Here is a 24,624-nt window from a genome sequence, read left to right on the forward strand (position 1 = left end):
ACGAATCGTTAACAACCTTGATGTAGTCAGAGGAGGACAATATAGTATGAGAGATCCGAGATTAACGCAATTAGCTAAAAATCTGGTGGGCTATTCCATTGATGTGCAACCGGGTGAGAATGTATTAATCGAGATGTACGGAACCGATAAGGAACTTGTCAAATGTTTGGTGGAGGAGGTTTATGCCAAGGGCGGAAATCCTTTCGTGGAATGTATCGACCGATCAGTACAGCGGGCTATGCTTATGGGCGCATCCAAAGCATTAATTGAACAGTGGTCGGAACATGATCTTAACCGAATGAAGAACATGCAGGGATATATTGGAATACGCGCTTACGATAACGTAAACGATATGTCCGATGTTCCTGAGCCGCAAATGAATATGTATGAATCCCTCTATAAGAAACCTGTACATAGTGAACAACGTGTCAAACATACGAAATGGGTGGTGTTGCGTTACCCAAATCATTCTATGGCCCAACTTGCCAATATGAGTACAGAAGCGTTCGAGGACTTCTACTTCAATGTATGTAATTTGGATTATAGCAAAATGGATCTGGCTCAAGATCCGCTTGCGAATCTGATGAGACGCACGGATAAAGTTCGTATTGTTTCTCCAGGCACAGATTTAACGTTTTCTATTAAAGACATCGGTGCCGAGAAATGCTCAGGTCAACGCAACATTCCGGATGGGGAAGTGTTTACCGCGCCGGTTCGCGACTCCGTGAATGGAACGATTGCATATAACTCCCCTTCCGTGTATAACGGCGTTACTTTCGAGAATATCAAATTCCGATTTGAGAATGGCAAAATTGTGGAAGCGACAAGCAATGATACGAAACGAATAAACGAAATTCTGGATATGGACGAAGGCGCTCGTTATATTGGTGAATTCGCCATCGGCTTCAATCCTTTTATCCAAAAACCGATGAATGATATTCTGTTCGACGAAAAAATTGACGGCAGTTTACACTTCACGCCGGGCCAAGCTTACGAAGAAACGGATAATGGAAACCGCTCCGCTGTGCATTGGGATCTAGTATTAATTCAGCGCCCCGAATATGGCGGCGGTGAAATCTACTTCGACGATGTGCTGATTCGCAAAGACGGACGATTCGTTATTTCAGAGCTTGAACCGTTGAATCCGGAAAATCTCAAATAAACAAGTCAACATGCTCTTGCATAATGATGGGAATTCAATGTATCATATACATTGTAATTGGAATGAAACCGAATTCATGAACGGAGGGTTTTCTATGTCTCATAACGCGGCTATCGTGGAACTTTCACAAACAGCAAGTAAATTTACATCTTCGATTGTATTGCAGTACGAGAACAAGTACATTGACGTGAAAAGCCTTCTTGGCTTGTACACAACCCTGGTCGGCAACCAATCGTATGAGTTGCACGTTCATGGTCCAGATGAAGCTGAAGCTCGTCAGGCTATGGCTGATGTTTTTGCCAAACATAATATGAAAGTGACGATCGTAGGCGAATAATTTCTTGCGAACCGTCTATAAAGGCCGCCCCCCGGGCGGCCTTTGTTCATTCCTGTATAGGAGAGGGCAGATTAACAGGCTTTGTCCACCATTTGTCCTTGTGTATTGATTCGATTTCGTCTAATATAGAAACATATAAGATGGCGGCTTTACTGCAGGGGGGAAGTCAATTGTCTTCATCATCGGAATGGGTTATACAGTACAGTGACAAGGCTTTAAATCTTCTAATGGAAGATGCATATAAAATTGAGAAATTAATTGAAGTGCAGATGCAGAATCTTACGACACGGCAATGTCCATTGTATGAGGAAGTGCTGGATACGCAAATGTACGGATTCTCACGTGAAGTGGATTTCGCGGTCCGGATTGGATTGTTAGGCGAACTGAAGGGTAAGGAAATTGTCAGCAAGCTTGAACGTAACCTCGCACAGTTGTATGAGGCGCTTGAGAGCAAGGCGCGTTTATAATTTTATAGTTTTGTAACAAAGGAAAAGCGCGGGTCGCCACCCGCGCTTTTCCTTTGTGCTATTCAGCATTAAATTAAATAGAAAGCTACTCCCAAAATTAAGTAAACAATCAGAAGCAAAGCGCCCTCAAACCAATTGGTAGACCCGTCTTGCGAAATGGACTTCGCAATAAAGACCGAGACCGCAATAGCAACAAGCTCCACCGGCATAAACACTAAATCCATCGGATTGCCGCCGAAGAAACTTATAAATACGAGTACAGGGCTGACAAATAAAGCAATTTGCAAAGAACTGCCGACTGCAATTTCAACCGCTGCGCCAATCTTGCCCTTATAAGCAAGCATAATCGCCGCACTATGCTCAGCCGCGTTACCGACAATCGCCACGAGGAACGCGCCGACAAACAACTCTGATAATCCGTACTGAGTTGAGAACGATTCTAACGTTCCGACCATCCACTCGGATATAAATGCTACCATGACGGTCGAAAGGGCAAGAAACAGAACGGATATCTTAGCGGACCATACAGGGGATTCGCCATGATCCGGTTGAGTCTCGACTTGTTCCGATAACTCTTTCTTGTGTGTGATCATGGAGAAGAGCAGCCACAATACATAAGCAATAATTAATAAAGCGGATACCACTAAGCTTAAAGTTTCCATCTTCGAGCTGTTTTCGCCAAACTCGAACAGGAACATGGCCGGAATAAAAAGCGCAATGACGCCGAGGATCATCAGGGAAGCATTATGGGAAGCAAGAAGCGCGTTAAAGCGCTGCTCCTTAAATTTGATTCCCCCCGCGAGGAGACTAAGCCCCAGTACCAGAAGCAAGTTACCGATAATCGATCCGGTTAAACTAGCTTTAACCATGTCGAACAAACCTTCTTTAATCAAAAAAATCGCGATAATCAATTCGGCGGCGTTGCCGAAGGTCGCATTCAGAAATCCACCCATTCGATCTCCGGCATAATGGGCAACGCTCTCCGTAGCTTTACCCATAAATCCGGCCGCAAACAGAATAGCCAAAGCAGACAATCCGAACTGTGTGGTGGGTCCGCCTAAATGCATATAATGAGCCAACGCGCTGACGGCAAAGGTCAGAATCAGGCCCGGATAAAAGATTTTCTTCAAACTCAAGTGGGATCACCTCTTCTATATATTGGTTCATACTCAAACAGTCTATTCTAATATAAACAAATCAAGCAGGAGGTTAAACCTAAAGACAAAAGAATGTTTCCCTTCCGGAATGAGCATATTGATTTTAACAGAGTGTTAGGTTTACAATGAGTGCAGAGGGTATAACAGAGGAGTGAATATGGATGTCCGAGGTCAATGATACAGGATTAGTTCGTATTTCAGACGATGTAGTAGCTACCATTGCTGGACTAGCCGCATTAGAAACGCCGGGTGTAGCGGCAATGTCAGGCGGTATGAGCGAAGGCTTAGCCAAGCGTCTAAGCGGTAAGAATGCCCAGAAGGGTGTTACCGTCGAGGTCGGCCAATTGGAAGCAGCCATCGACCTGCGTGTAATTGTGCATTATGGCTCCAGAATTCAAGAGGTTTGCAGGGAGTTGCAAGAAAACATTAAAGAAGCGGTTGAAAATATGACGGGGTTGTTAGTCGTAGAGGTTAATGTCAAGGTTGAAGGCGTAGCCTTTAAAGAGGATGAGACACCGGATGATACGAATCGCGTGAAGTAGACAAGCCATAAATAAGAAGCTGCCGGATACCCGGCAGCTTCTTTATTTATCGCGTTGTTTAGATACTTGACCTGGAGACAGTGCATCCCGGGAAATGCTCAGCACAATACCCATGCTAAACATCGTAATTAACAAAGACGATCCCCCATAAGAAATGAACGGAAGGGTAACCCCCGTAATCGGCATACTCCCGGTAACACCTCCGATATTAACGATACCTTGAATGGCGAACAAGCTCATAATTCCGGTACCTACCAAACTTCCGTATAAATCCGGACAACGCATAGAGACAATTAATCCCCGCCAGATAAAAGTTAGGTAAATGAGTATAAACATGAAGGAACCCAGAAATCCGAATTCCTCGCCAATTGTAGCAAAGATAAAGTCATTATGCGGTTCGGGTAAGTAATGAAGCTTTTGAATGCCGTGACCGAAGCCTGCGCCAAAAAATCCGCCGTGACCAAAAGCCCGCAGGGAATTAATCAATTGAAACCCTGTGTCTAATTCATCTGCTAAAGGGTCCATAAAGGCGGTAAAGCGCTCATAACGATAATTACTGACAAAGCCCTCAGGATCGCTGAGATAAGTAATCCCGACAACCAGAATGACGACAGAGGCACCGAGCAGGGTAATGACTGTAAGGTGCTTCAAGTTAGCTCCCCCGGCCCATACCATGACCGCTGTGCATGACAACAGAATTAAACATGAACCTAAGTCCGGTTGTAACATAATTAGACCGGCAACAAGTCCGACAATAATGATAATGGGCAATAAGCCGCGTTTGAAATCCCTGATATTGTCTTTCTTCTTAGCAATCAATGCGCCAAGGTAAAGGATGATGCTAATTTTGGCGAGCTCAGAAGGTTGTATACCGAAACTGCCGATTCCGAACCAGCTCCGCGCTCCATTTCTGACATCACCAAAAAATAAAACTAGGATTAAAGCAACTATGGTTATGAAAAATATCGGGAAAATCAGTTTCTTAAAGCTGGCGTAAGGAATATTCATAACTACCAGCATGACGAATATGCCGAGCCCAATCCAAACGGCTTGCTTCTTCGTAAAATAGAGCGCATCATTATTGAAACGTGCGTCTGTCAGGGCAATAGCAGAACTCGCGCTGAAGACCATAACGAGTCCGAAACCGACAAGCAGCAATGTCAGAATCAGCAGCAGAAAGTCGGGAGAACCCTTGCGGCGCGGCTGCATAAATGAAGACCCTAAGCCAGTGCTTGCTTAAGTTCTTCTAGTTTACCCTTAGCCGCCTTCAGGATGTTCTCAGGTACCGGTGATTCATAGTCAAGACCATGCGGGAACGTGGCTCTGCCGATATAGATATGTTCGATCTTCAATACAGCATCCGGGTTCTCCAATTTGCCTTCAATGGCACGCGTGTTAAATCTAAGGAAGTATTCATCTGTTCCGTTCGTAAATTTCAAATCATATGTAGCGCGGGTATATTCCCACTGCCAACGAACGAAACCGATTTTCTCCGATTCTTTGTCCAGATGGCCAAGGTCGCTTGTCATTCCTTCAAGATTTGAATTTTCAATAAGCATGGTTAAGGTTCCTCCCTGTATGTACGTTGTACGTAAGTTAAGATGAAATTTCCAGTGTTGGCTGTAAATATGCTTAACAGTCACTCTTCATGATAGTATGTTTCCTTTTTCAGTGCAAGCCTTGTCCCTGACCGTAGTTGTGAACAAAGAAAGAATGTTGTCTCTGTGAAATGAAGCCTTGTTCTGATAATATAAAAGAAACCAAAGGCATGTACACGGATTGAAACGATACCAGGAGGAATTCGGATGAATTACAGGGATATACTTAATGAAAGTTATGCCGAAGCCGTTGCCTGGCGCAGGCACTTGCACATGCATCCGGAGCTTTCCTTTCATGAAGAGAATACAGCGGACTTCGTTGCAGCCAAGCTCGAAGAATGGGGCTTGGAAGTGCGAAAGGGCGTAGGCGGCGGCGGGGTTACGGGGTTGCTGAAAGGCCTGAACCCGGGAAAGACCGTAGCTTTAAGAGCCGATATGGACGCCTTACCGATTCAAGATGAGAAGGAAAGCGAGTATGCATCCACCGTCCCCGGTGTGATGCACGCCTGCGGACACGATGCTCATACTTCCGCGCTCTTGATGGTCGCTAAAATTCTAAGCGCACATAGATCTCAGTTTAAGGGTAATGTTAAATTTATTTTTCAACATGCCGAGGAAACAACCCCGGGCGGCGCTAAATTTATGATTGAAGACGGTGTCCTGCACGACGTCGATTACATCTATGGCGTTCACCTTTGGACACCACTTCAGGCCGGCCACGTATATTCGGTTGCAGGACCTATGATGGCCGCCGCGGATGAATTTGTTATTCAGCTTCAAGGGAAAGGCGGGCATGGAGGGTTGCCTCATGAAACGATAGACACGGTAATGATTGGTTCCCAGGTCGTGGTGAACTTGCAGACGATTGTGAGTCGGACGTTGAACCCTTTATATCCCGCCGTAGTTTCCGTCGGTTCTTTCCAAGCGGGAAACACGTTTAATATCATAGCGGAAAAGTGCACTCTTAAGGGAACGGTCCGAACTTTTGACGAGGAAAGCAGACAGACGGCTAAATCCAAAGTAGAAGATCTGACCAGACAAACCAGCGAAATGCACGGAGCTCAATCCAATATTCGCTACATCCTGGGATACCCGCCTGTAGTCAACGATCATCTTGAAACCGAACGGTTCTTTGCCGTTGCCCATTCCTTATACGGCACTGAGCATGTCCACCCGATGCCGTTGTTGATGGCAGGAGAAGATTTCGCATATTATCTGGAGCAGGTTCCCGGATGCTTCATGATTGTGGGAGCCGGCAACGGCGAGACGCGCACAAGCTATCCGCATCATCATCCGAAGTTCGATCTTGAGGAGCGGGCCATGCTTCAATCGGCCGAGCTTTTGCTCCATATGGCTGTCAACGCATTATCGGAATAACTGTCTCGACGATTAACAGTAGCACTGTATGGGTAATAAACCTTCAGGATAACCTATCCAAATGAAGGAGGCGCATTACACATGGCAAAAACATTAAAAGATATTATGTCGACGGATATTGTTACGGTAACTTTGGAGGAACATATTTACGGGATCGCCTTAAAGATGAAGGAGCACGATACGGGTTTCATTCCTGTGGTTGAGGGTCGCAAGCTCATCGGTGTGGTGACGGACCGGGATCTTGTCGTCCGGGGCTACGCTGAAAAACATTCCGGATCAACGTCGGTTACCGAAGTGATGACGAAGGATATTCAAACCGTTACACCGGATACGACGGTGGATGAAGCGGCCAAGCTTATGGCTAAGGATCAAATTCGAAGATTACCTGTTGTGGAAAACGGAGAATTGGTCGGCGTTGTAGCCATCGGTGATTTGGCTGTGCGTTCCAGCTATGAAGATGAGGCTGGACAAGCTCTAAGTGAAATTTCTGAGAATCACGCAACTCAAAACCTGTAAAAACAGAATTTGAGTGAAAGCCTGTCGACCCTTTTGAGGGAATGGCAGGCTTTTTCGTTGTTTAGGAACATGGACTAAGAGATAATAGACAGACAACAAATACATAGTTGAGAAGTGAAGGGGATTTTTTTGCACATGAAGATTATATTACGCTGGATGGTTCTGTTGCCACTTGCATCCTTGGTGGTGTCGGGTTGCGGTGTCCCTGTTTCGGGGCCTCCGGCAGAAGTAACGGAGATTTTGGCCGCCTATCCTGAGTTGGAAGGACATGAATATTCCATTGAACAAGTGAAACGGATGGTTGACGGTGACACGTTGGAGACAGATAGCGGACACAAGGTCAGGCTGATCGGGGTAAACACCCCCGAGACGGTGAAGCCTAACTCTCCCATTGAGACCTATGGTAAAGAAGCGAGCGCATTCAGCAAGAAAAGACTAACGGGAAAGACAGTTGTCCTGTTTGAAGACACCGGGAATACCGATCGATACGGGCGTTGGTTAAGGTATCTTTTTGTCCAGGGGGATCCCCGGATGTTCAATGAGGAGCTTGTGCGAGAAGGGTATGCGAATACGATGACGATACCGCCTAATGTTATGTATTCCGCACGTTTCCTTAAAGCGGAAAGGGAAGCGCGAACGAATCACAAAGGGCTATGGGCGGAGGCCGGCGCAAATGCCTCAGAAAGCATGAAGGAAGCAAACCAAGCCGAGAGCTCAGCCTGCGGAGGTCCTGTGATCAAAGGTAACATTAATGCTGAGGGTGAACAAATTTATCATGTAGCGGAGGGCCGTTATTATAAACAAACGAAAGCTGAGCGGTTGTTCTGTACCGAATCCGAAGCTAAAGCCGCGGGATTCCGTAAATCCAAATCTTGATGTGAGCGGCCGGCTGTAAGAGCAGTAAGGTTTATTTTGGCTACTTTGCCTGCATACTGAATGAAAGAGATATACAAGGCAAGGAGGAAGTCAATGAAATACCGTCCGGAACAACCCTTGATTGTACAGGGGGACTTGACCGTGCTGCTTGAAACGAGAAATACCCGTGCGGATGAAGCGGCGAAGGTTCTAGGGAGGTTTGCGGACCTCGTAAAGACACCCGAACATATCCACACGTACAGAATGACGCCTTTATCCATATGGAATGCGGCAGCATCAGGTATTCACGTTGAAGAAGTTATCCGAACGCTTGAAGATTACAGTAAATTTGATTTGCCGGCTCAAGTGAGAAAAGAGATCGTCAAGTATATGGGAAGGTACGGGATGCTTCTCTTGGAATCGGATGGCGAATATCTCCGTCTTCGCTCAAGCAACACCTCAGCCTTAAAGGAGTTAGCTGCGGAATCTTCATTAGCTGCCTTACTGACTTGGGATGAGGATACAGGTACAGGGAAAGTGGATGCTGAAAACCGCGGTCTGGTCAAACAAGAATTAACCCGTCTGGGTTTTCCGGTAACGGATCTTGTCGGCTATCACGAAGGGGAGTCACTACAGGTCCAATTGAAGAGCAACCTGGACGAGGGCAACCCCAATCCCTTTTATCTGCGTGACTATCAGGAGGAAGCGGTCGATTCCTTTTACCAAGAAGGGAGTGTACACGGAGGGAGCGGGGTACTGGTGCTCCCTTGCGGCGCGGGTAAAACCATCATTGGCATCGCAGCGATGGCCCGATTGCATTGCGCTACGTTAATCCTTACGAGTAATGTGACCTCAGTCAGGCAATGGACACAGGAAATTGTTGCGAAAACGAATATAAAGGAAGAACAAATCGGTGAATACAGCGGGGATCGCAAAGAAGTGCGTCCTATAACGATTGCAACCTATCAAATTCTGACCCATCGCAAAGATAAGGCTGCTTCCTTCTCGCATATGACCCTTTTTAATGAACGGGATTGGGGATTGATTATTTATGACGAGGTTCACCTGTTACCCGCCCCCGTATTCCGGGTGACGGCTGATATTCAGGCCACGCGAAGGCTTGGACTAACGGCGACGCTGATCCGGGAAGATGGCCGGGAGGAAGACGTGTTTTCTCTGGTCGGGCCGAAGCGGTACGATATGCCATGGAAAGAGCTTGAGCATCAAGGGTGGATCGCCAAAGTGTACTGCAGTGAAATTCGCGTGCCATTGTCCGAAGACACTCGTTCACAATACGCGGTTGCGGATGCCAAAATGCGATTTAGAATTGCTTGCGAGAACCCGCTGAAGCTGGATATCGTGCGCTATCTGTTACAACTTCACCGCGGTCGACAAACGTTAATTATCGGTCAATATTTGGATCAATTACATCATGTGGCCGAACAATTGAGCTTGCCTCTCATTACGGGGAGCATGCCGCATCAGGAACGAGATGAACTCTATGCCCAGTTTAAGAAAGGGGAAATTGGAGTCCTGATCGTTTCCAAAGTAGCTAATTTCGCGGTGGATTTACCCGATGCCAGCGTAGCGATCCAAATCTCGGGCAGCTTCGGGTCAAGGCAGGAGGAAGCCCAGCGATTGGGCAGGGTATTAAGGCCGAAGCAAGACGAGAACACCGCTTTCTTCTACACCTTGGTATCCAAAGACACAAAGGAGCAAGAGTTTGCGCTAAACAGACAGCTGTTTCTGATCGAAAAAGGGTATCGGTACGCCATCACAGATGCGGCCGCGTTCACCGGCGGGGAGGATACGCATGGACAGTTTGCAGTTCAGTAGAAGGGTCACTCAAGTTTATTTGAATGCCTTGTCCGGCCCTTTCGGAAAGGCGGAGAATGCGGATGATTTTCAAGCCCGCGTGATGGATCCGGCGCTAATTAAGAAGGTTTACGACAACATGTCGAAAATGGAAAAAGCGGCGTTATTACGGATATTTTTGGCCGCGGGAACGGCGCCCTTTGAGTGGAAAGGATTGTCTCGTTATACCTTAAACCAGAACAGTGAGTCCGAAGGAACGGATGGTCCGGTGCCCGCTTTGCCCGCTTCGGAGCTTCAGGTGGGGCTGATCTATCTGAGGCAAAAGGGAGTCCTGTTCACGTTTCGTAAAACTTGGGGAGAGCACGTTTATGTCATTCCATCCGACACCGCAGCCAATTGGTTTCAGCATATAATCGACGAGTTTGCAGGCGGCACCCGGAACGTACTTGCGGCGGAATCCGCAATTACCACGGAGCATGAGGCCAAGCGGGGACTGGTATTTGAAGTGTTTCATCTCCTTACGTTTGCGGCCAGACACGAACTGGCGCTGACCCAGAAGGGAACGATGCATAAACGGTTTGTGCAAAAGCTTGCGGAAAAGATCCAATTGGATTCCCGTATTTTGAGCGGGCTCGGTTTTCAATATGCGTATCAGGATGCCTATCCGGCATCGGTTGCTGTGGTCCTGGATACGGCGTTGCGTGCCGGATTGTTGACCCAGTCCCCGGACCGGTTTACACTTCAGACGGAAGAGCTTCACCGTTGGCTGCTTCGGCCGGTTTCCGAGCATCAGACGGAATTATATCGTCAATTTGCTGATTTATACCGCCCTGCGGAAATTCATTTGCAATTAGCGGCGTTACTTTTGGAGATGAGGGCAGCAGGCGAATGGTTTCCTTTGGTGACGGTCATACACATCTTGCAACGCCTGGGAGTTGTTCACGATTCATCCAGTTCTGACACAGAAGAACATATAGATGTGCTAATCAAGTCGTGGATCTTACCTTTAACGGAGTTAGGCTTCGCGCACCTGGGCAAGGATTCGGAGCAAGGGTGGGTATTCCGCTGGGCGATACAAACATTGATTCACCCTACTCTTGTTGAGGAGGACATTGAATTCCCTTTAGATCCTCGCACAGAGGGGATTTTTGTGCAGCCGGACTTTGAGGTCATCGTGCCTCCGACGGTTCCCTTGAGCATACGCTGGGAATTGGAATGCTTTACAGAGCCGCTGCGCACGGATCAGGTCATGGTGTATAGAATTACGAAAGACAGTGTTTTTCAAGCTTTTGAACAAGGCAGAAGCGCTGAGGAATTGGAAGCTTTTTTGAACAAAAACGCATTGTACGGGGTACCTGATCATGTAAGTCTCATCCTTGAAGAATGGAAACAGCAATGGGGCCGGGTTTACTTTAGTGAAGTAACCTTATTGCGTTGCAGAGATGAACGAACCGCGTCAGAGCTGGTTGCTCAAGCCGCTTTATCCAAGTACATCGTAGCTCCGATCGGACCGCGGGATTTCATTGTTCACAAGGATAAGATGCCGGAATTGACTTCCTACCTGGAAAAAGCGGGTTTACATCCTCGTAAAGGTTTGGTAGACCCTCAAGGGGAGAATACGGAGGGGCTCTATCCTAAATATGATGAACAGGCTGCGCTACGAAACGAGGAAGCGGATGCGGAGGAACGCAAGCCGAAAGGCATTGTGTACTCAAAAACCTCTGTGCAATACTACGATGTGGAGACAAAGCTTCCCGGGCTCGAGGAGGCGTATCCGCAACTTCAGGAAATCCCAGCCCTGTGGCTTCAAGAATTCAGAACCTATCACGGCTCTACAAAAAAAGAGATTTTAGCGCAGGCGGTTTCCTTCAGGGCCATTGTGAAGTTAAGGGAAGGCGAAGTCGAAGGAACTTTTATTCCGCTCGCCATACAGGATCAGCGCAGCGGGTGGAGCGTTTCGGGATACAGGGCAGGGTCATTAGTCTCATTAAACGCGGATGAAATTCAGGAGTTAATGCTTATTTTACCGGGGGTTAATGAAAAATAAATGGGGAACTCTCCCTTGTTTCGTGGTATAATAGGAGAGATTTTAAGCATAAACCATTTATAATCAGATAGGGATGGTCAGCCATGAGTATTATGGAACAACAAACGCTGGACATGTCCGCGTTGTTAATGGAAGCCTATAACATCGGCGACCTTATAAATGCATCACGTGAAGTAACCGAATACCTGGTCTCGAAGCAAGCCATTGAAGCTAGTTCCGGTGTGCAAGAGGCTGTGAAGCATTTCGAGAAGAAGAAGGTTTTATTTGAGGAATGCGAGCGGTTTGGCCGCTTTCATCCTGATTTCAACCGGGCGATGGATGAGATGAAAGACGCGCAGGATCGGTTGAATCAATTCGCGGAGGTTGTCAGGTTCAAGCAAGCTGAGAAAGCATTGGATGATCTGCTGCATGAAGTCTCGACGACGATCGCTTACGCGGTATCGGAGTCCGTCAAGGTGCCGAGCAACGATCCGCTGCCCAAGGGCGGCGGTTGCTCCACCGGCGGCGGCTGCAGCGGCAAGTGCAGCTAACCCGCGCCTGAACGGCCAAGAACCCGCCTGATGGCGGGTCTTGGCTAGACCATGGCGCGCCGCGCGTTACTCGCGCGGCCGCAGCCGGAACACCGGTTCGATGAAACCGACCGGTGTTCCGGCCCAATTGCGCTGCTCGGGCCGGCGGAACTCGGCCAGCTGCGCAAGCTCGTCCGCGCTCAGCAAGCCCAGCTGGCTGAGCGCTTCCAGCACGGCGGGGTAGAGGGCGCGCTCGGCGCCGTCCTCTACCTTGACCGCGATGCCCCAGCCGCGGGCGGGCACGCTGAGCAGGAACACGCCTTCGGCTCCGTACTTGCCGATCAGGCGGCCTTGCGACACCTCGATCAGTCGGGTGTCGAAGCGGTCCGTTCCGGCGACGTACAGCGGGTTCCCCGCGATGCTAGCCATAATCCGGCGGCAAGCGGCGGCGCGCGGCTCCGGCAGCCCGTCCGGCTTGCCGAGACGCGCGTAGGCGAGGGCCAGCCGGGACAGCGGCAGGCCGAACACCGGCACGCCGCAGCCGTCGGTGCCGAGAGCGACATCGGCTACAGCCGTGTCGCACATGTCGGCGACTGCAGCCAGCATGGCGTGCTGTACCGGGTGAGCGGGGTCCATGTAGTGAGTGCTGCTTACCCCCAGATGACGCGCAAGGATTAACATCCCGGTATGTTTGCCGGAACAATTATTATGCACGCGTCCAGGTTTAATGCCCGTTTCCTTCATTCGGTTGGCGATGGCGCGGTTAAACGGATAATGGGGACCGCACTGAAGTTGGTCATCTGTCGCACCCATTTTGCGTAAGATAGAATGAACGGCGTCCACATGGAAAGGTTCTCCGCTGTGAGAGGCGCACAGAACAGCAATTTCCCGGTCATTCAACTTATAAGCGTTTGCAGCCCCGGATTCAAGAACGGGAATAGATTGAATCAACTTGGCCGTGGAGCGGGCGTAGGTTACTAGTTCGGGATCTCCAAGAATCTGGAGCACCTTGCCCGTCGTGTCCACCACAGCAACATGTCCTCTGTGAACGGATTCCACGAGTGGACCCCGTGTAATATGAATTATGATTTCGGACTCGAAAGATGGCATAGTAGCATTCTCCTTAACCATATCTATAATAATACAAAGCGAGGGCATACACGATGTTTAAAGAACGCTCGGCATTAATCGTTTGGGTCAGCGACTTGAAACAAGCGAAGAACCTGGAAAGATACGGCAACATTCATTATATTTCGAAGAAGATGCAGTATGTTGTTATGTATATGAATGCCGCAGGATTAGAGGATACAACAAAAGCGATGCAAAAGCTATCGTTTGTCAAAAAAATCGAGCCTTCCATGCGCGGCGAAATTAAAACAGAATATAACAGTAATGTTCCAGACAAGACATCATTTTACTCTTATTAAACCACCCATTTTACATTTTATTCCATTAATGTAACCCCTTAAAATTTATAATTGGAAAATTTCCCAAAATGAAGTACAATTAATGATATTAAATATACATAGGACAATAGACCCATGTGTAGGAGAGGGGTTGCAGGGATGAAAGACAAAATAATGGGTCGATGGAGCACTTACGAACCATTCTATGTTGTAGTCGGCGATAAGAAGGTAGCGGATATTGTCATAACGAATCATGCGCGTTCCCGCTGGATTGACCGGGTGGAAACGGAGAAAACCGGATATGAAGATATTTGCGATTTTCTTTGGGATAAGTTAAAGAAGGGCTGTGTTGAGCCTTATTACAGGAACGAACAGGATGTCTATTTAATTGACGATGATCTGGTTATGGTGGCCGAGTTCGCCCTGTTGGAGAATGAAGTCGATATCACCGGCAACCCTTTACACAAGATGATTATTGTCACGTTCCTTGGCCGGATGTCGGAAACCATCGAACTCCGGGATTTAAAGTCTTATTATTCCTGGCTCCGCCATTCCCGCCGAATGACTCTGATTAAGAACAGCCGGAAACGAAAATAAGAAGAAAAGGCGTGTAGGTACGAGGGGCTACATGTCTTTTTGTTTTATTGGAAACCGATTTTCCAGTAGGGAGGGCATCATTCTTGGCTATGAATTTTCATCAACTACATATATTTTATACCGTTGCGGAGAAAGGGAGCTTCTCCGCCGCAGCGGCTGCCTTGCATATGACTCAGCCTGCTGTGACGATGCAGGTGCAATCGCTTGAAGAGTATTTCGGTACGAAGCTGTTTCACCGCTCTACAAAGCGTATCGAGCTTTCCGAGGCGGGAAGAACACTGATTCCCTATGCTTTGAACAGCATAAACCTCATGAAGGATACGGAAGTAGCCATGTCGAAATTTACTCACATGCTGCAAGGACGCCTGCAACTTGGAGCTTCTCTTACAGTAGGTGAATATATTTTACCAAGATTGCTGGGACCTTTCGGTAAGGAGTATCCGAACATTTCCGTGCAGATGAAGGTCATGAATACAGCGCAGATTCTGGAGGAAATTTTAAGACATCAGTTAAATTTCGGACTTGTTGAGGCGCCGGTTCAGCATCCCGACGTGAAGATTGAAGCTGTGCTGAACGATGAGTTAAAGTTAATTGTACCCAGCGATCATCCGCTGGCCGCCTTTGAAAAGGTAAGTGTTCCCCAGATGATGGAGCACAGCTTTGTTCTTCGTGAACAAGGTTCAGGTACAAGGCAGGTCATGGAAGAAGCTCTGCAGCAACAGGGAATGAACCCCGGCGATATGAAGATCGTAATGGAACTGGGAAGCACCGGCGCCGTTAAATCTGCTGTTGAAGCGGGTTTAGGCATTACGATTTTGTCTCAGTCTTCCGTGAAACACGAGTTAGCCCTAGGGCTTTTCAAGGTGATTGAGGTTGAGGACGTCCGGTTTATGCGCAAATTTTATTCCATCTATCTAAGCTCCACGATATTACCCATCTCAGCGGTTACCTTCTTAACCTTCTTAAGGGAAAGAGATTTAGGGCAGTGGTTGTAATTAAAGGAGTTCATCTTACGATACGGAAAGGATGAAATGATGGAAGCTTCAGAACTTGTTTTCCACCGAGCAGACGATCAGGGTGCCGATGAAACATTATATGGTTTTGCGGATTTACATACGCACTCAACCGCTTCAGACGGCACAAATGCGCCGGCGGACAATGTCCGTCTGGCTAAAGAATCCGGATTGTCAGGTATTTCCGTTACGGATCATGACACGGTTGCGGGTGTAACCGAGGCGCTTGAAGAGGGTATGCGGATCGGCATCACCGTAATACCCGGCGTGGAGATTAGCACCGTTGCCCAAGGACGCGATATACATATCCTCGGATACTATATGAACATAGATGACGAGAAATTCCTACAACGTTTATCCGATCTGAGACGCACCCGAAATTTACGTAACGAGTTAATGATTGAAAAGTTGAATCAACTTGGCGTAATGATACGTCTGGAGGAAGTCATGGCGCGTTTGACCAAGGCTAAGGCGGATGAAACCGTTGGCCGCCCGCATATTGCTCAAGTATTGATAGATAAGGGGTATGTTGCCACGATGGAAGAGGCGTTTGATCGGTACCTGGGTTCTCAGGGCCTGGCCTATGCGAACCCGCCTCGTATTACTCCGTATGAGGCTATTCAATGGATTCGTGAAGCGGGCGGACGGGCTGTGCTGGCTCACCCGGGACTCTATAATCAGGACGATCTGGTTACAGCGATTATAAAGTCAGGTGTGGATGGGTTGGAAGTGTATCATTCCGACCATAGCATCCAGAACGAAGAGAAGTATGCAGAGCTTGCCAAGGCATATCAGCTTATCGTGACTGGAGGCTCTGATTATCACGGAGAGCGCAATGGAATCGTGTTCCATGGGGCGTTGGGTTCCAAGCGGGTCCCTATGTCGGTTGTGCAGCAGTTAAAACCACCAGTTTCACCATAACATTCAGGGGAGAGGACGTTTTATATGAAGATTCGCAAAGCTATTATCCCGGCAGCCGGTTTGGGAACCCGGTTTCTGCCCGCTACAAAGGCTCAACCGAAAGAGATGCTGCCGATCGTGGACAAGCCCGCGATCCAATATATCGTAGAGGAAGCTATCTCATCGGGAATCGAAGATATTATCATCGTAACAGGTAAGAACAAGCGTGCCATCGAGGATCACTTCGATAAATCCTTCGAGTTGGAATACATTCTGGAAGAAAAGCGTAATTATGAAATGCTGGAAATTGTGCGCGGGATCTCAAGTATGGTGGATATTCATTATATCCGCCAGAAAGAGCAGTTGGGATTGGGTCACGCGGTGCTGTGCGCAATGAGCTTTATCGGGGATGAACCCTTTGCCGTTCTGCTGGGAGATGATATTATCGACTCGGGTACACCATGTCTGAAGCAAATGATGGACGTCTACGACAGTCACCATGCTTCCGTTATTGCGGTACAAGAAGTCGCCGCCGAAGAAGTGCATCAATATGGTGTGGTTGCGCCGGATCGACCTCTTACGGGTAAAGGGCAAACATCCTATATCAGCGACTTGGTTGAAAAGCCGGAGCGGGGCTCGGCTCCATCCAATTTTGCCGTTATCGGACGTTATGTCATACAACCACAAATCTTTGAAATTCTGGAAAGACAACAGCCTGGGCGGGGCGGTGAAATTCAATTAACCGATGCTTTGCGCACATTAAATGAGAATCAACCGATTCTGGCGTACAGCTTTGAAGGCAAACGCTATGATACGGGTAATAAATTCGGCTATATCGAAGCGACAATCGAATTCGCTTTGCAACGGCCGGAGCTTTCTGAACAACTAAGATCTTATTTGCTTAAACTGACCAAGGATTGGAAAATAGAAGCTTAAACCCGTAAACTTTTCAAATTCGTTGTACAACGTTTGTAAATGGTTTATACTAATGCCATGACAACATACGGAGTGGGTTAGGATGAACCAGCGCTTATACACAATTAAAGAGGTTTCATTGCGTTCGGGACTTTCCACTCAACTGATTCGGAAGTGGGAAGAACGTTATCAAGCGGTGAAACCTGAACGCTTTCCCAATGGGTACAGAGGGTATACGCCCCAGCATATTGATACTTTAGTTTGGCTTAAACAACGAGTAGACCAAGGGGTTCCGATTAATCTGGCGGTCACGGAATGGCAGTTGGAGAATGCGCAGGAAACGGAATCCTATCCCAAGGATCCCGTTGTGGAATCTGGTCTTGCGACAACCGTTTCTACCTCCGGGCTAGCTCAGTCCGGCATGAGAGGTGAGGTTGCCGAATACCGGAAAACATTAATCCGTCATTTGGTAAACCTCGATACCGCTTCAGCGTCCGGTTACTTCGATCGATTGCTGGCTCTGCACTCCATGGAATTTGTATTAATGAACATCCTTCAACCGGTTCTCGTCGAAATCGGGGAGTTATGGGAAATGAATGCCATTTCGGAGTATCAGGAGCATTTTGGCAGTCACTTTCTCAGGGAACGTCTATTGGCAATGAAGAATATGTATCAAGCTGAGCCCGATGCTCCGTTAATTGTTACGGCTTGCGGTCCCCGGGAGCGTCATGAGCTGGGTATTTTATTCTTTGGCTTCTTCGCCTTGCAGCAAGGGTACCAAGTGGTGTATCTCGGAGCTTCCCCTTCTGAGAAAGGCATTCTGGACTGCCTGGAGCAGTTTGAACCGGAGGCGTTCACGTTCAGCTTTTCCACGAAAGTGCTTTATGATGAAGCAGCACCTTTCCTGAAAAAGATGGACCGTTCCATTACAGAGCTGCAATTAAAGACGAAGGTGTTCATTGGCGGAAGAGTGTTTACTCAAGACGAAGCCGTTAACGGTACCGATCATGTGTATATCGTGAGCGGAGACGGGAAAGAATCCGTTCGTAAAGTGAAGAGGATGCTTTCCCTGAAAGAATAAGCTATGCGAGAGTGAATACTCCTTCGCATAGCTTATTTATTATCACGAAATAAAGTTCAGTTATTTTAAAGTCAAGAGTAAATGGTTTCACCGTTCTCCAGCATGGTTACGAATTGTTGAATTTTACGTTCCCGGGTTTCCTGCTTCTTCACATTGTTGATTCGGAACAGGATGGCGTAGCGGTTTGTCGCATTTAGTCCTTCAAAAAAAGCTTTGGCCTTGGGATTGTTTCCCAGGGCAGCCGCTAAGTCTTCGGGGACCGTTGCTTTGCTTTGGGAAAGATAAGCCTTGTCCCATCGACCGTCTAATTTGGCTTCTTCAATCGTTTTTAGTCCGGCGGTTCGCATGAGACCTTCTGAGATCAGACGCTCCGCTTTGTCCACATTCACTTTGGACCAGATACTTTTCTTGCCCCGAGGAGTAAATCGTTGCAGCCAGGTGAACTCATCGCATACTTCTTTCTGACTGTCGATCCATCCGTAGCACAACGCGCTTTCCAATGCTTCATCATAAGAAACGGTAATTACACCGGATTTCTTCTTGGCGATCTGGAGTCTGACGCCTTGAGATGTGCTGCCATAATGCTCCAACCATTGGTGCCAAGCCTGCTTGCTTTCACATAACAGAACGGGCAAAGGATCTTTGTGCTTAGTCATCGCGCACCGCCTTTTTATTTTACGGCAACAGCAAGTTGTTTGATTTTCTCTTCACTGGCCGTCATGTAGACTGTTTTATTGTTATCAAAAATAACGAAACCCGGTTTAGCGCCGTTCGGTTTGCGAACATGTCGAATCAATGTGTAGTCCACGGGGACCTGGCTGGACTCTCTGGCCTGACTGTAATATACAGCCAGCATGGCAGCCTCCTCCAATGTGGAATCCCCAAAGCTCACGCTTTTGATGACAACATGCGAGCCCGGAATATCCTTCGTGTGGAGCCAAGTGTCGGAAGGTGAAGCCAGCCGATTTGTCAAATATTCGTTCTGTGTATTGTTTTTGCCCACATAAATCGGAATGCCTTCACTTGACGTGTAACATAACAATTGCGGCTTGTCATTCTTCTTCTTTTTCTTGCCTTTCTTGTTTCGATCCCGGATATATCCTTGCTCAATCAATTCTTCACGAATTTCATCAATGTCCGACAAGGAAGCGTTGTCTAGTTGCTGCTGCAGTGCGTTAATATACACATTTTCTTTGCGTGTATTTTCAATTTGCTCACCGACTACAAGCAGGCTGTTTTTACCTTTGTTGTACTTTTTGAAGTAACGTTGGGCATTGTCGGACGGTGTTAATTGAGGGTCCAATGCGATGCGGACGCTGCCTTGAGCTTCATCGTAGTAGTTGACGACTTCGATTTCTTTATCCCCGCGTTTAACGGTATGCAGAGAGGCTGTAAGCAGTTCGCCCAAAATCCGGAACTTATCCGCATCCCTGGCATCTTCCACGGTTTCGCGCAATTTCTCGAGCTTTTTGTCATTCTTGTTCTTTTCATTCTGCAAAAAACGAATCAAATCCGATACCCGTTGTTTAACCGTATCCCGTTCCGCCTTATTGCCGTAAAAAGCTTCCAGACAATCGCTGACGGTCTCGAATGTTCTTGTTTCGCCAGTCACATGAGTCAAACGAACGACGGAAAAAACAGCTTTGCCGCTTGAAGATACTTCAACTAAATTTGGTTCATATCGGTGCTCCCCCATGGACTGCATAACGCTTGCGAAGGCTTCGCCTAACGCTTCCGCGCTCTCTGAGCCGCTTCTGAACACGATCTCACGGGCAACCAGAGGGGAAAGGCCGCTAAACCGTTGTACAATACCTTGCTCCGGCTTGTCCTCTGCAGCTTCACGCAACGCTTCCGTAACTTCAGCGGAGGAAACATGATAAGGGTTTAACTTGCCCTGTTCCGGAGGAGAAACATAAGTGCTTCCCGGCATCACGATTCGATAGGAGCTAATCGCAGGGGTTACGTGGTGGATCCCGTCTAAGATCAGTTGGGTGGCCGGGTCCATGAGAATGATGTTGCTGTGGCGTCCCATGAGCTCGATCACGACGGTTTTTACACTGAGGTCACCCAGCTCATCCCGCTGCCTGACCCCAATCTTGATAATTCGCTCCGCCTCTACCTGTTCTACGTATTCAATAATGCCGCTTTCGCAATATTTGCGAAGCAACATGCAGAACATCGGAGCATCCATAGGATTTACATATTGACCTGTAGTGAAATGTACCCGAGGGTAAGTGGGATTTGCGGACAAGAGCAGTTTCCGGTTGGCTCCCTGAGCTCTGACTTGCCATATGATTTCGTGCGGGTTAGGTTGATGTATTTTATTAATGCGGCTGCCGACACACATCTGCAATTCATGCACAATGGCGCGCACCACTAGTCCATCCAATGCCATAGCTGCAACTCCTCTTCCATAAGACTTCCTCTATCATGCCATACTTTCCGCAAAAACTTAAGTGCCCGTCTGTGATAATTCCCGGCTTGTCTGAATAAAGTTAGCTTATGAAGGACATGTCTGCCGCTTTCGGCGGCAAGGAACGAGGAGGTAGGGCAAGCATGGAGGGAAAGAAGGACTATCAGTTAACTCCGGCAGAGGTGTTGCACGCGTTCAGCACCGATGCAGAGGGCGGGCTCTCAAGACAAGAGGCGGAGGATCGCCAGAATATCCATGGCTTGAATGAGCTGTCAGAAGGAGAACGTGTTTCACCCATCACATTACTTCTGAATCAATTTAAAGATTTCATGGTGCTCGTGTTGATGGGGGCTACCTTAATTTCGGGCTTGCTGGGTGAATATCTGGACGCCATCACCATTATCGCGATCATTGTCATTAACGGTATATTGGGATTCGTTCAGGAATTCCGGGCGGAACGCTCTTTACGCGCATTGAAAGAGCTGTCGGCGTATACCGCCAAAGTGATGCGTGACGGGCGTGTGGAACAGGTTCCGGCTAATCATCTCGTACCGGGGGACATTGTTCTGCTCGAAAGCGGAGATCGGGTTCCGGCGGATGTTCGTTTTCTGGAAACCAATTCGCTCTATATTGAGGAATCGGCTTTGACAGGCGAATCGGTTCCGGTTAATAAACACATTCAACCGTTGGCGGAGGGCGATATTCCACTGGGGGATCAACGGAACTGCGGTTTCATGGGAACGATGATTACCCGAGGGACGGCCAGGGCTGTTGTAGTCCGAACGGGTATGGGGACGGAAATGGGCAAAATCGCGGACCTTATCCAGAACACGGACGGGATGGAAACGCCGCTTCAGCACAGGCTTGAGCAGTTGGGCAAAATTCTGATCTTTGTCGCGCTCGGACTTACCGTGATGGTCGTTGTGGCCGGAATTATGCATGGTCAACCGATGTACGGCATGTTCCTTGCCGGTGTTTCGCTCGCGGTAGCCGCCATTCCGGAAGGGTTGCCGGCGATTGTGACGATCGCACTTGCCTTAGGGGTGCAGCGGATGATTAAACGCAAAGCCATCGTGCGCAAGCTTCCTTCGGTGGAAACGCTGGGCTGCGCGTCTGTCATATGCTCCGATAAGACCGGAACACTAACCCAGAACAAGATGACCGTAACACATTTGTGGATTGACGGGGAGTTGGCGGAGGTTACAGGGGAGGGTTACGTGCCCCAGGGTCATGTGCTCAAGCAAGGGAAGAAGGCTGATATTCAGCAGGATCAGACCTTAAGGCGGCTATTACAGATTGCTGCGTTATGTAACAATGCCGTGTTATCCGAAGCGGCACCGGATGAATCTAAGAAGAAGCGGAACAAGAACGAAACTGAAGAACCCCGTTGGCAGGTGAACGGCGATCCGACCGAAGGCGCCTTGATTGTTCTGGCTGCGAAGCAGGGGGTAACGGCCGGAGCCTTGAGCGGTTTGTACAAACGCGTAGCGGAATTCCCCTTTGATTCCGAGCGGAAAAGGATGTCCGTCTTGGTTGAACATCAAGGAGGTCGACTTGTTTATACGAAGGGAGCGCCAGATGTGCTGCTTTCCCAATGCGCCTACGTGCTTTGGGAAGGTAAGATCACACCGCTAACCCCTGCATTGAAACAAAAGGTATTGGCCGCGAACGAGGGTATGGCCCGTTCCGCTTTACGCGTACTGGGACTTGCGTATCGTGATCTTAAATCTCATGACCGGGTTTCTACGGAAGACGATGTCGAGAACGGCCTGATCTTCGTAGGTCTTACGGGAATGATTGATCCTCCGCGAAGAGAGGTGAAGGACGCAATCGCGACATGCCGGAGAGCAGGCATCAAGACGGTAATGATTACGGGGGACCACCAAACGACGGCGGAGGCCATTGCCGGTCAATTAGGCATGATTCCGCGCGGCGGGCTGACGCTAAACGGGCAACAGTTGGCCAACATGAGCGATGAGCAGCTGGATAATAAAGTGGATGAAATATACGTTTATGCCCGTGTTTCACCCGAGCATAAGCTGCGAATCGTGAAGTCGCTGCAACGAAAAGGCCATGTTGTCGCCATGACGGGGGACGGCGTGAACGACGCGCCGGCGATCAAGGCGGCGGATATCGGAATTGCGATGGGCATTACAGGAACGGATGTGTCCAAAGAGGCGTCTTCACTCGTTCTTAATGATGATAATTTTGCAACGATTGTAGCCGCTATTGAAGAAGGCCGCAGCATTTATGAAAATATTCGTAAATTCATCCGGTATTTGCTGGCTTCCAATGTAGGCGAGATTTTGACGATGTTCATCGCCATGATGGTCGGGTTGCCGCTGCCGCTTGTACCCATTCAAATTCTATGGGTCAATCTGGTAACGGACGGCTTACCGGCTATGGCGCTCGGCGTCGATCAGGCTGAGAATGATCTGATGCAGCATAAGCCGCGTTCGGCGAAAGAGAATATTTTTGCCCGGAGACTGGGATGGAAAATCATTTCACGCGGTGCCTTGATCGGGGTGTGTACACTGGCCGCATTCTGGCTTGTTCTACGTGAGAATCCGGATGATAAAGCGCAACTCGTGCTTTCCCAGACGGTCGCGTTCGCCACATTGGTCATGGCACAGCTGATTCACGTATTTGATTGCCGGAGCTCACGTTCCATCTTTCATCGCAATCCGTTCCAAAATGTGTATCTGGTTATTTCCGTTATTTCCTCCGTGCTTCTCCTGCTGGGCGTGGTGTATATTGAACAATTGCAGCCTATATTCAAAACAACACCGCTCGATTGGAAGCATTGGGTTCTTGTATTGATATTCGCGGGCATTCCTACATTCCTGATGGGTATCGGCAGTCTTCTGAGCCCTTCCGCCAGAAAGAACAAAGGGATGAAGATCAACACCAAACCGATGTTTCGGTAAGCCCTTGAACAGGAAACTAGCGTAATAGTACAAACAATGATCTGAATCCTCACTACTCATACAGCCCCTTTTGCGGTAAAATGTTGCTAGCGTAACATTAAGAACTGCAAAGGGAGCTGTTATTTTTTATGGAATTTACGAAAATGAACGGACTTGGAAACGACTTTATCGTAGTTTACGGGGAAGAGGAGTTACCTTCGAACGCGGCGGAGCTGGCTGTTCGTCTGTGCGATCGTTTCTTCGGCATCGGCGCGGACGGATTAGTATACATTCTGCCTTCGAATAAAGCCGACTTTATGATGCGCATCATGAATTCGGACGGTTCGGAAGCGGAGCAATGCGGTAACGCGATACGTTGTGTGGCCAAATATGTGTACGATCGCAAGTTGATCGACAAAACCGAAATTACCATTGAAACGCTTGGTGCGGGTGCGCAGCAAGTTCAACTGACCATCCAAGAGGGCGTTGTGTCGACCGTTCGCGTGAATATGGGTCAGCCCATCCTGAAAGGAACAGAAGTTCCCACAACCGTGGATCAGGAGCAAGTCGTGAACTATCCAATCGAAGTGAACGGACGTGAATTTCGTTTTACCGCGGTGTCCATGGGGAATCCGCACTGTGTCATTTACGTAGAGGACGCGGTGAACTTTGATTTGGCGGAATGGGGACCAAAGCTGGAAACCCATCCGATGTTCCCGCGGAAAATCAATGTGGAGTTCGTCACGGTGAATTCCAAGAACCATGCGGATATGCGGGTGTGGGAGCGGGGAGCGGGTCCGACACTGGCTTGCGGAACAGGCGCATGCGCAACGTTGGTCGCTTCCGTGCTGAACGGTCATACGGATCGTGAAGCTACGATTTCGTTAAAGGGCGGCGACTTGTTCATCGAATGGAATGAGAGCGATAACTACATTTACATGACAGGTCCTGCCGCTGAAGTATTTACAGGGAATGTATAAAGAATGGCGGGAATGAACCGGCGCAGGCTTT

At 48.4% G+C, this 24,624-nt stretch carries 24 protein-coding genes; 18 read left to right on the forward strand and 6 right to left on the reverse strand.

Annotated features, from left to right (window positions below):
* Window positions 1-46 precede the first annotated feature (46 nt).
* The 3 genes from SY83_RS15475 (at window position 47) to SY83_RS15485 (ending at window position 1,966) form a co-directional block, all read left to right on the forward strand.
* Window positions 47-1,162, forward strand: a complete 1,116-nt coding sequence (locus tag SY83_RS15475) for an aminopeptidase (protein ID WP_068608136.1) — start codon at window positions 47-49, stop codon at window positions 1,160-1,162.
* Between the two features lie 94 nt (window positions 1,163-1,256).
* On the forward strand, window positions 1,257-1,499 hold the full coding sequence (locus tag SY83_RS15480; protein ID WP_068608138.1) for an HPr family phosphocarrier protein: 243 nt from the start codon (window positions 1,257-1,259) through the stop codon (window positions 1,497-1,499).
* Window positions 1,500-1,726: 227 nt separating this feature from the next.
* The gene (locus SY83_RS15485; protein ID WP_231891459.1) at window positions 1,727-1,966 is read left to right on the forward strand and encodes an Fpa/YlaN family protein; all 240 of its coding nucleotides are present in this window, start codon (window positions 1,727-1,729) and stop codon (window positions 1,964-1,966) included.
* Window positions 1,967-2,034: 68 nt separating this feature from the next.
* On the opposite strand, the gene cax is transcribed toward SY83_RS15485, so the two are convergent.
* Window positions 2,035-3,096 carry a calcium/proton exchanger gene (cax, locus tag SY83_RS15490; RefSeq protein ID WP_068611132.1) on the reverse strand — a complete coding sequence of 354 codons (1,062 nt, stop codon included), beginning with the start codon at window positions 3,094-3,096 and terminating at the stop codon, window positions 2,035-2,037.
* A 188-nt stretch (window positions 3,097-3,284) separates the two neighbouring features.
* On the opposite strand from cax, the gene SY83_RS15495 reads away from it, so the two are divergent.
* The gene (locus SY83_RS15495) at window positions 3,285-3,665 is read left to right on the forward strand and encodes an Asp23/Gls24 family envelope stress response protein (RefSeq protein ID WP_068608142.1); all 381 of its coding nucleotides are present in this window, start codon (window positions 3,285-3,287) and stop codon (window positions 3,663-3,665) included.
* A 42-nt stretch (window positions 3,666-3,707) separates the two neighbouring features.
* On the opposite strand, the gene ftsW is transcribed toward SY83_RS15495, so the two are convergent.
* Both ftsW and SY83_RS15505 read right to left on the reverse strand, forming a co-directional pair.
* Window positions 3,708-4,874, reverse strand: a complete 1,167-nt coding sequence (ftsW, locus tag SY83_RS15500) for a putative lipid II flippase FtsW (protein ID WP_068608144.1) — start codon at window positions 4,872-4,874, stop codon at window positions 3,708-3,710.
* Between the two features lie 11 nt (window positions 4,875-4,885).
* A complete protein-coding gene (locus SY83_RS15505; protein WP_068608146.1) occupies window positions 4,886-5,224 on the reverse strand; it encodes a YugN family protein in 339 nt (112 codons plus the stop codon).
* A gap of 246 nt (window positions 5,225-5,470) precedes the next feature.
* Here SY83_RS15505 and SY83_RS15510 point away from each other — a divergent pair, with 246 nt between their 5' ends.
* From SY83_RS15510 to SY83_RS15535, 6 genes are all read left to right on the forward strand, one after another.
* Window positions 5,471-6,640 (forward strand): M20 metallopeptidase family protein, encoded by a 1,170-nt coding sequence (locus SY83_RS15510; protein WP_068608149.1) that lies wholly within the window; start codon window positions 5,471-5,473, stop codon window positions 6,638-6,640.
* A gap of 81 nt (window positions 6,641-6,721) precedes the next feature.
* A complete protein-coding gene (locus tag SY83_RS15515) occupies window positions 6,722-7,156 on the forward strand; it encodes a CBS domain-containing protein (protein WP_068608151.1) in 435 nt (144 codons plus the stop codon).
* A gap of 135 nt (window positions 7,157-7,291) precedes the next feature.
* Window positions 7,292-8,032, forward strand: coding sequence for a thermonuclease family protein (locus tag SY83_RS15520; protein WP_082882565.1), 741 nt, complete (start codon window positions 7,292-7,294; stop codon window positions 8,030-8,032).
* A gap of 93 nt (window positions 8,033-8,125) precedes the next feature.
* Window positions 8,126-9,847, forward strand: a complete 1,722-nt coding sequence (locus SY83_RS15525; RefSeq protein ID WP_068608154.1) for a DNA repair helicase XPB — start codon at window positions 8,126-8,128, stop codon at window positions 9,845-9,847.
* The gene (locus SY83_RS15530) at window positions 9,825-11,873 is read left to right on the forward strand and encodes a helicase-associated domain-containing protein (protein ID WP_068608156.1); all 2,049 of its coding nucleotides are present in this window, start codon (window positions 9,825-9,827) and stop codon (window positions 11,871-11,873) included. The genes SY83_RS15525 and SY83_RS15530 overlap by 23 nt, the downstream gene beginning before the upstream one ends.
* 83 nt (window positions 11,874-11,956) lie before the next feature.
* Window positions 11,957-12,403, forward strand: coding sequence for a YlbF/YmcA family competence regulator (locus SY83_RS15535; protein ID WP_068608158.1), 447 nt, complete (start codon window positions 11,957-11,959; stop codon window positions 12,401-12,403).
* 66 nt (window positions 12,404-12,469) lie between these two features.
* Here SY83_RS15535 and SY83_RS15540 read toward each other — a convergent pair whose 3' ends face one another.
* Complete coding sequence (locus SY83_RS15540) at window positions 12,470-13,411, reverse strand: asparaginase (RefSeq protein ID WP_231891266.1); 942 nt, start codon at window positions 13,409-13,411, stop codon at window positions 12,470-12,472.
* A 134-nt stretch (window positions 13,412-13,545) separates the two neighbouring features.
* Between SY83_RS15540 and SY83_RS15545 the strand changes: the two genes are divergently transcribed.
* From SY83_RS15545 to SY83_RS15570, 6 genes are all read left to right on the forward strand, one after another.
* On the forward strand, window positions 13,546-13,809 hold the full coding sequence (locus SY83_RS15545) for a YlbG family protein (protein WP_068608161.1): 264 nt from the start codon (window positions 13,546-13,548) through the stop codon (window positions 13,807-13,809).
* A 138-nt stretch (window positions 13,810-13,947) separates the two neighbouring features.
* A complete protein-coding gene (locus SY83_RS15550; RefSeq protein ID WP_068608163.1) occupies window positions 13,948-14,385 on the forward strand; it encodes a hypothetical protein in 438 nt (145 codons plus the stop codon).
* An 83-nt stretch (window positions 14,386-14,468) separates the two neighbouring features.
* On the forward strand, window positions 14,469-15,380 hold the full coding sequence (locus tag SY83_RS15555) for a selenium metabolism-associated LysR family transcriptional regulator (protein ID WP_068608165.1): 912 nt from the start codon (window positions 14,469-14,471) through the stop codon (window positions 15,378-15,380).
* A gap of 36 nt (window positions 15,381-15,416) precedes the next feature.
* Window positions 15,417-16,319, forward strand: a complete 903-nt coding sequence (locus tag SY83_RS15560) for a PHP domain-containing protein (RefSeq protein ID WP_231891267.1) — start codon at window positions 15,417-15,419, stop codon at window positions 16,317-16,319.
* 24 nt (window positions 16,320-16,343) lie between these two features.
* A complete protein-coding gene (gene galU / locus SY83_RS15565; RefSeq protein WP_068608169.1) occupies window positions 16,344-17,234 on the forward strand; it encodes a UTP--glucose-1-phosphate uridylyltransferase GalU in 891 nt (296 codons plus the stop codon).
* A gap of 82 nt (window positions 17,235-17,316) precedes the next feature.
* Entirely contained in the window at window positions 17,317-18,294 is a 978-nt protein-coding gene (locus SY83_RS15570) for a MerR family transcriptional regulator (RefSeq protein ID WP_068608171.1), read from the forward strand.
* 71 nt (window positions 18,295-18,365) lie between these two features.
* Here SY83_RS15570 and SY83_RS15575 read toward each other — a convergent pair whose 3' ends face one another.
* Window positions 18,366-18,950, reverse strand: a complete 585-nt coding sequence (locus SY83_RS15575) for a YdeI/OmpD-associated family protein (protein WP_068608173.1) — start codon at window positions 18,948-18,950, stop codon at window positions 18,366-18,368.
* Between the two features lie 14 nt (window positions 18,951-18,964).
* On the reverse strand, window positions 18,965-20,689 hold the full coding sequence (locus SY83_RS15580; protein WP_068608175.1) for an Rqc2 family fibronectin-binding protein: 1,725 nt from the start codon (window positions 20,687-20,689) through the stop codon (window positions 18,965-18,967).
* Between the two features lie 161 nt (window positions 20,690-20,850).
* Between SY83_RS15580 and SY83_RS15585 the strand changes: the two genes are divergently transcribed.
* Window positions 20,851-23,634: a calcium-translocating P-type ATPase, SERCA-type gene (locus tag SY83_RS15585; protein ID WP_068608177.1), complete on the forward strand. Its 2,784-nt coding sequence runs from the start codon at window positions 20,851-20,853 to the stop codon at window positions 23,632-23,634.
* 128 nt (window positions 23,635-23,762) lie between these two features.
* Window positions 23,763-24,593: a diaminopimelate epimerase gene (gene dapF, locus SY83_RS15590; RefSeq protein WP_068608179.1), complete on the forward strand. Its 831-nt coding sequence runs from the start codon at window positions 23,763-23,765 to the stop codon at window positions 24,591-24,593.
* Window positions 24,594-24,624 lie beyond the last annotated feature (31 nt).

Source organism: Paenibacillus swuensis (assembly GCF_001644605.1).
GTDB lineage: Bacteria > Bacillota > Bacilli > Paenibacillales > DY6 > Paenibacillus_N > Paenibacillus_N swuensis.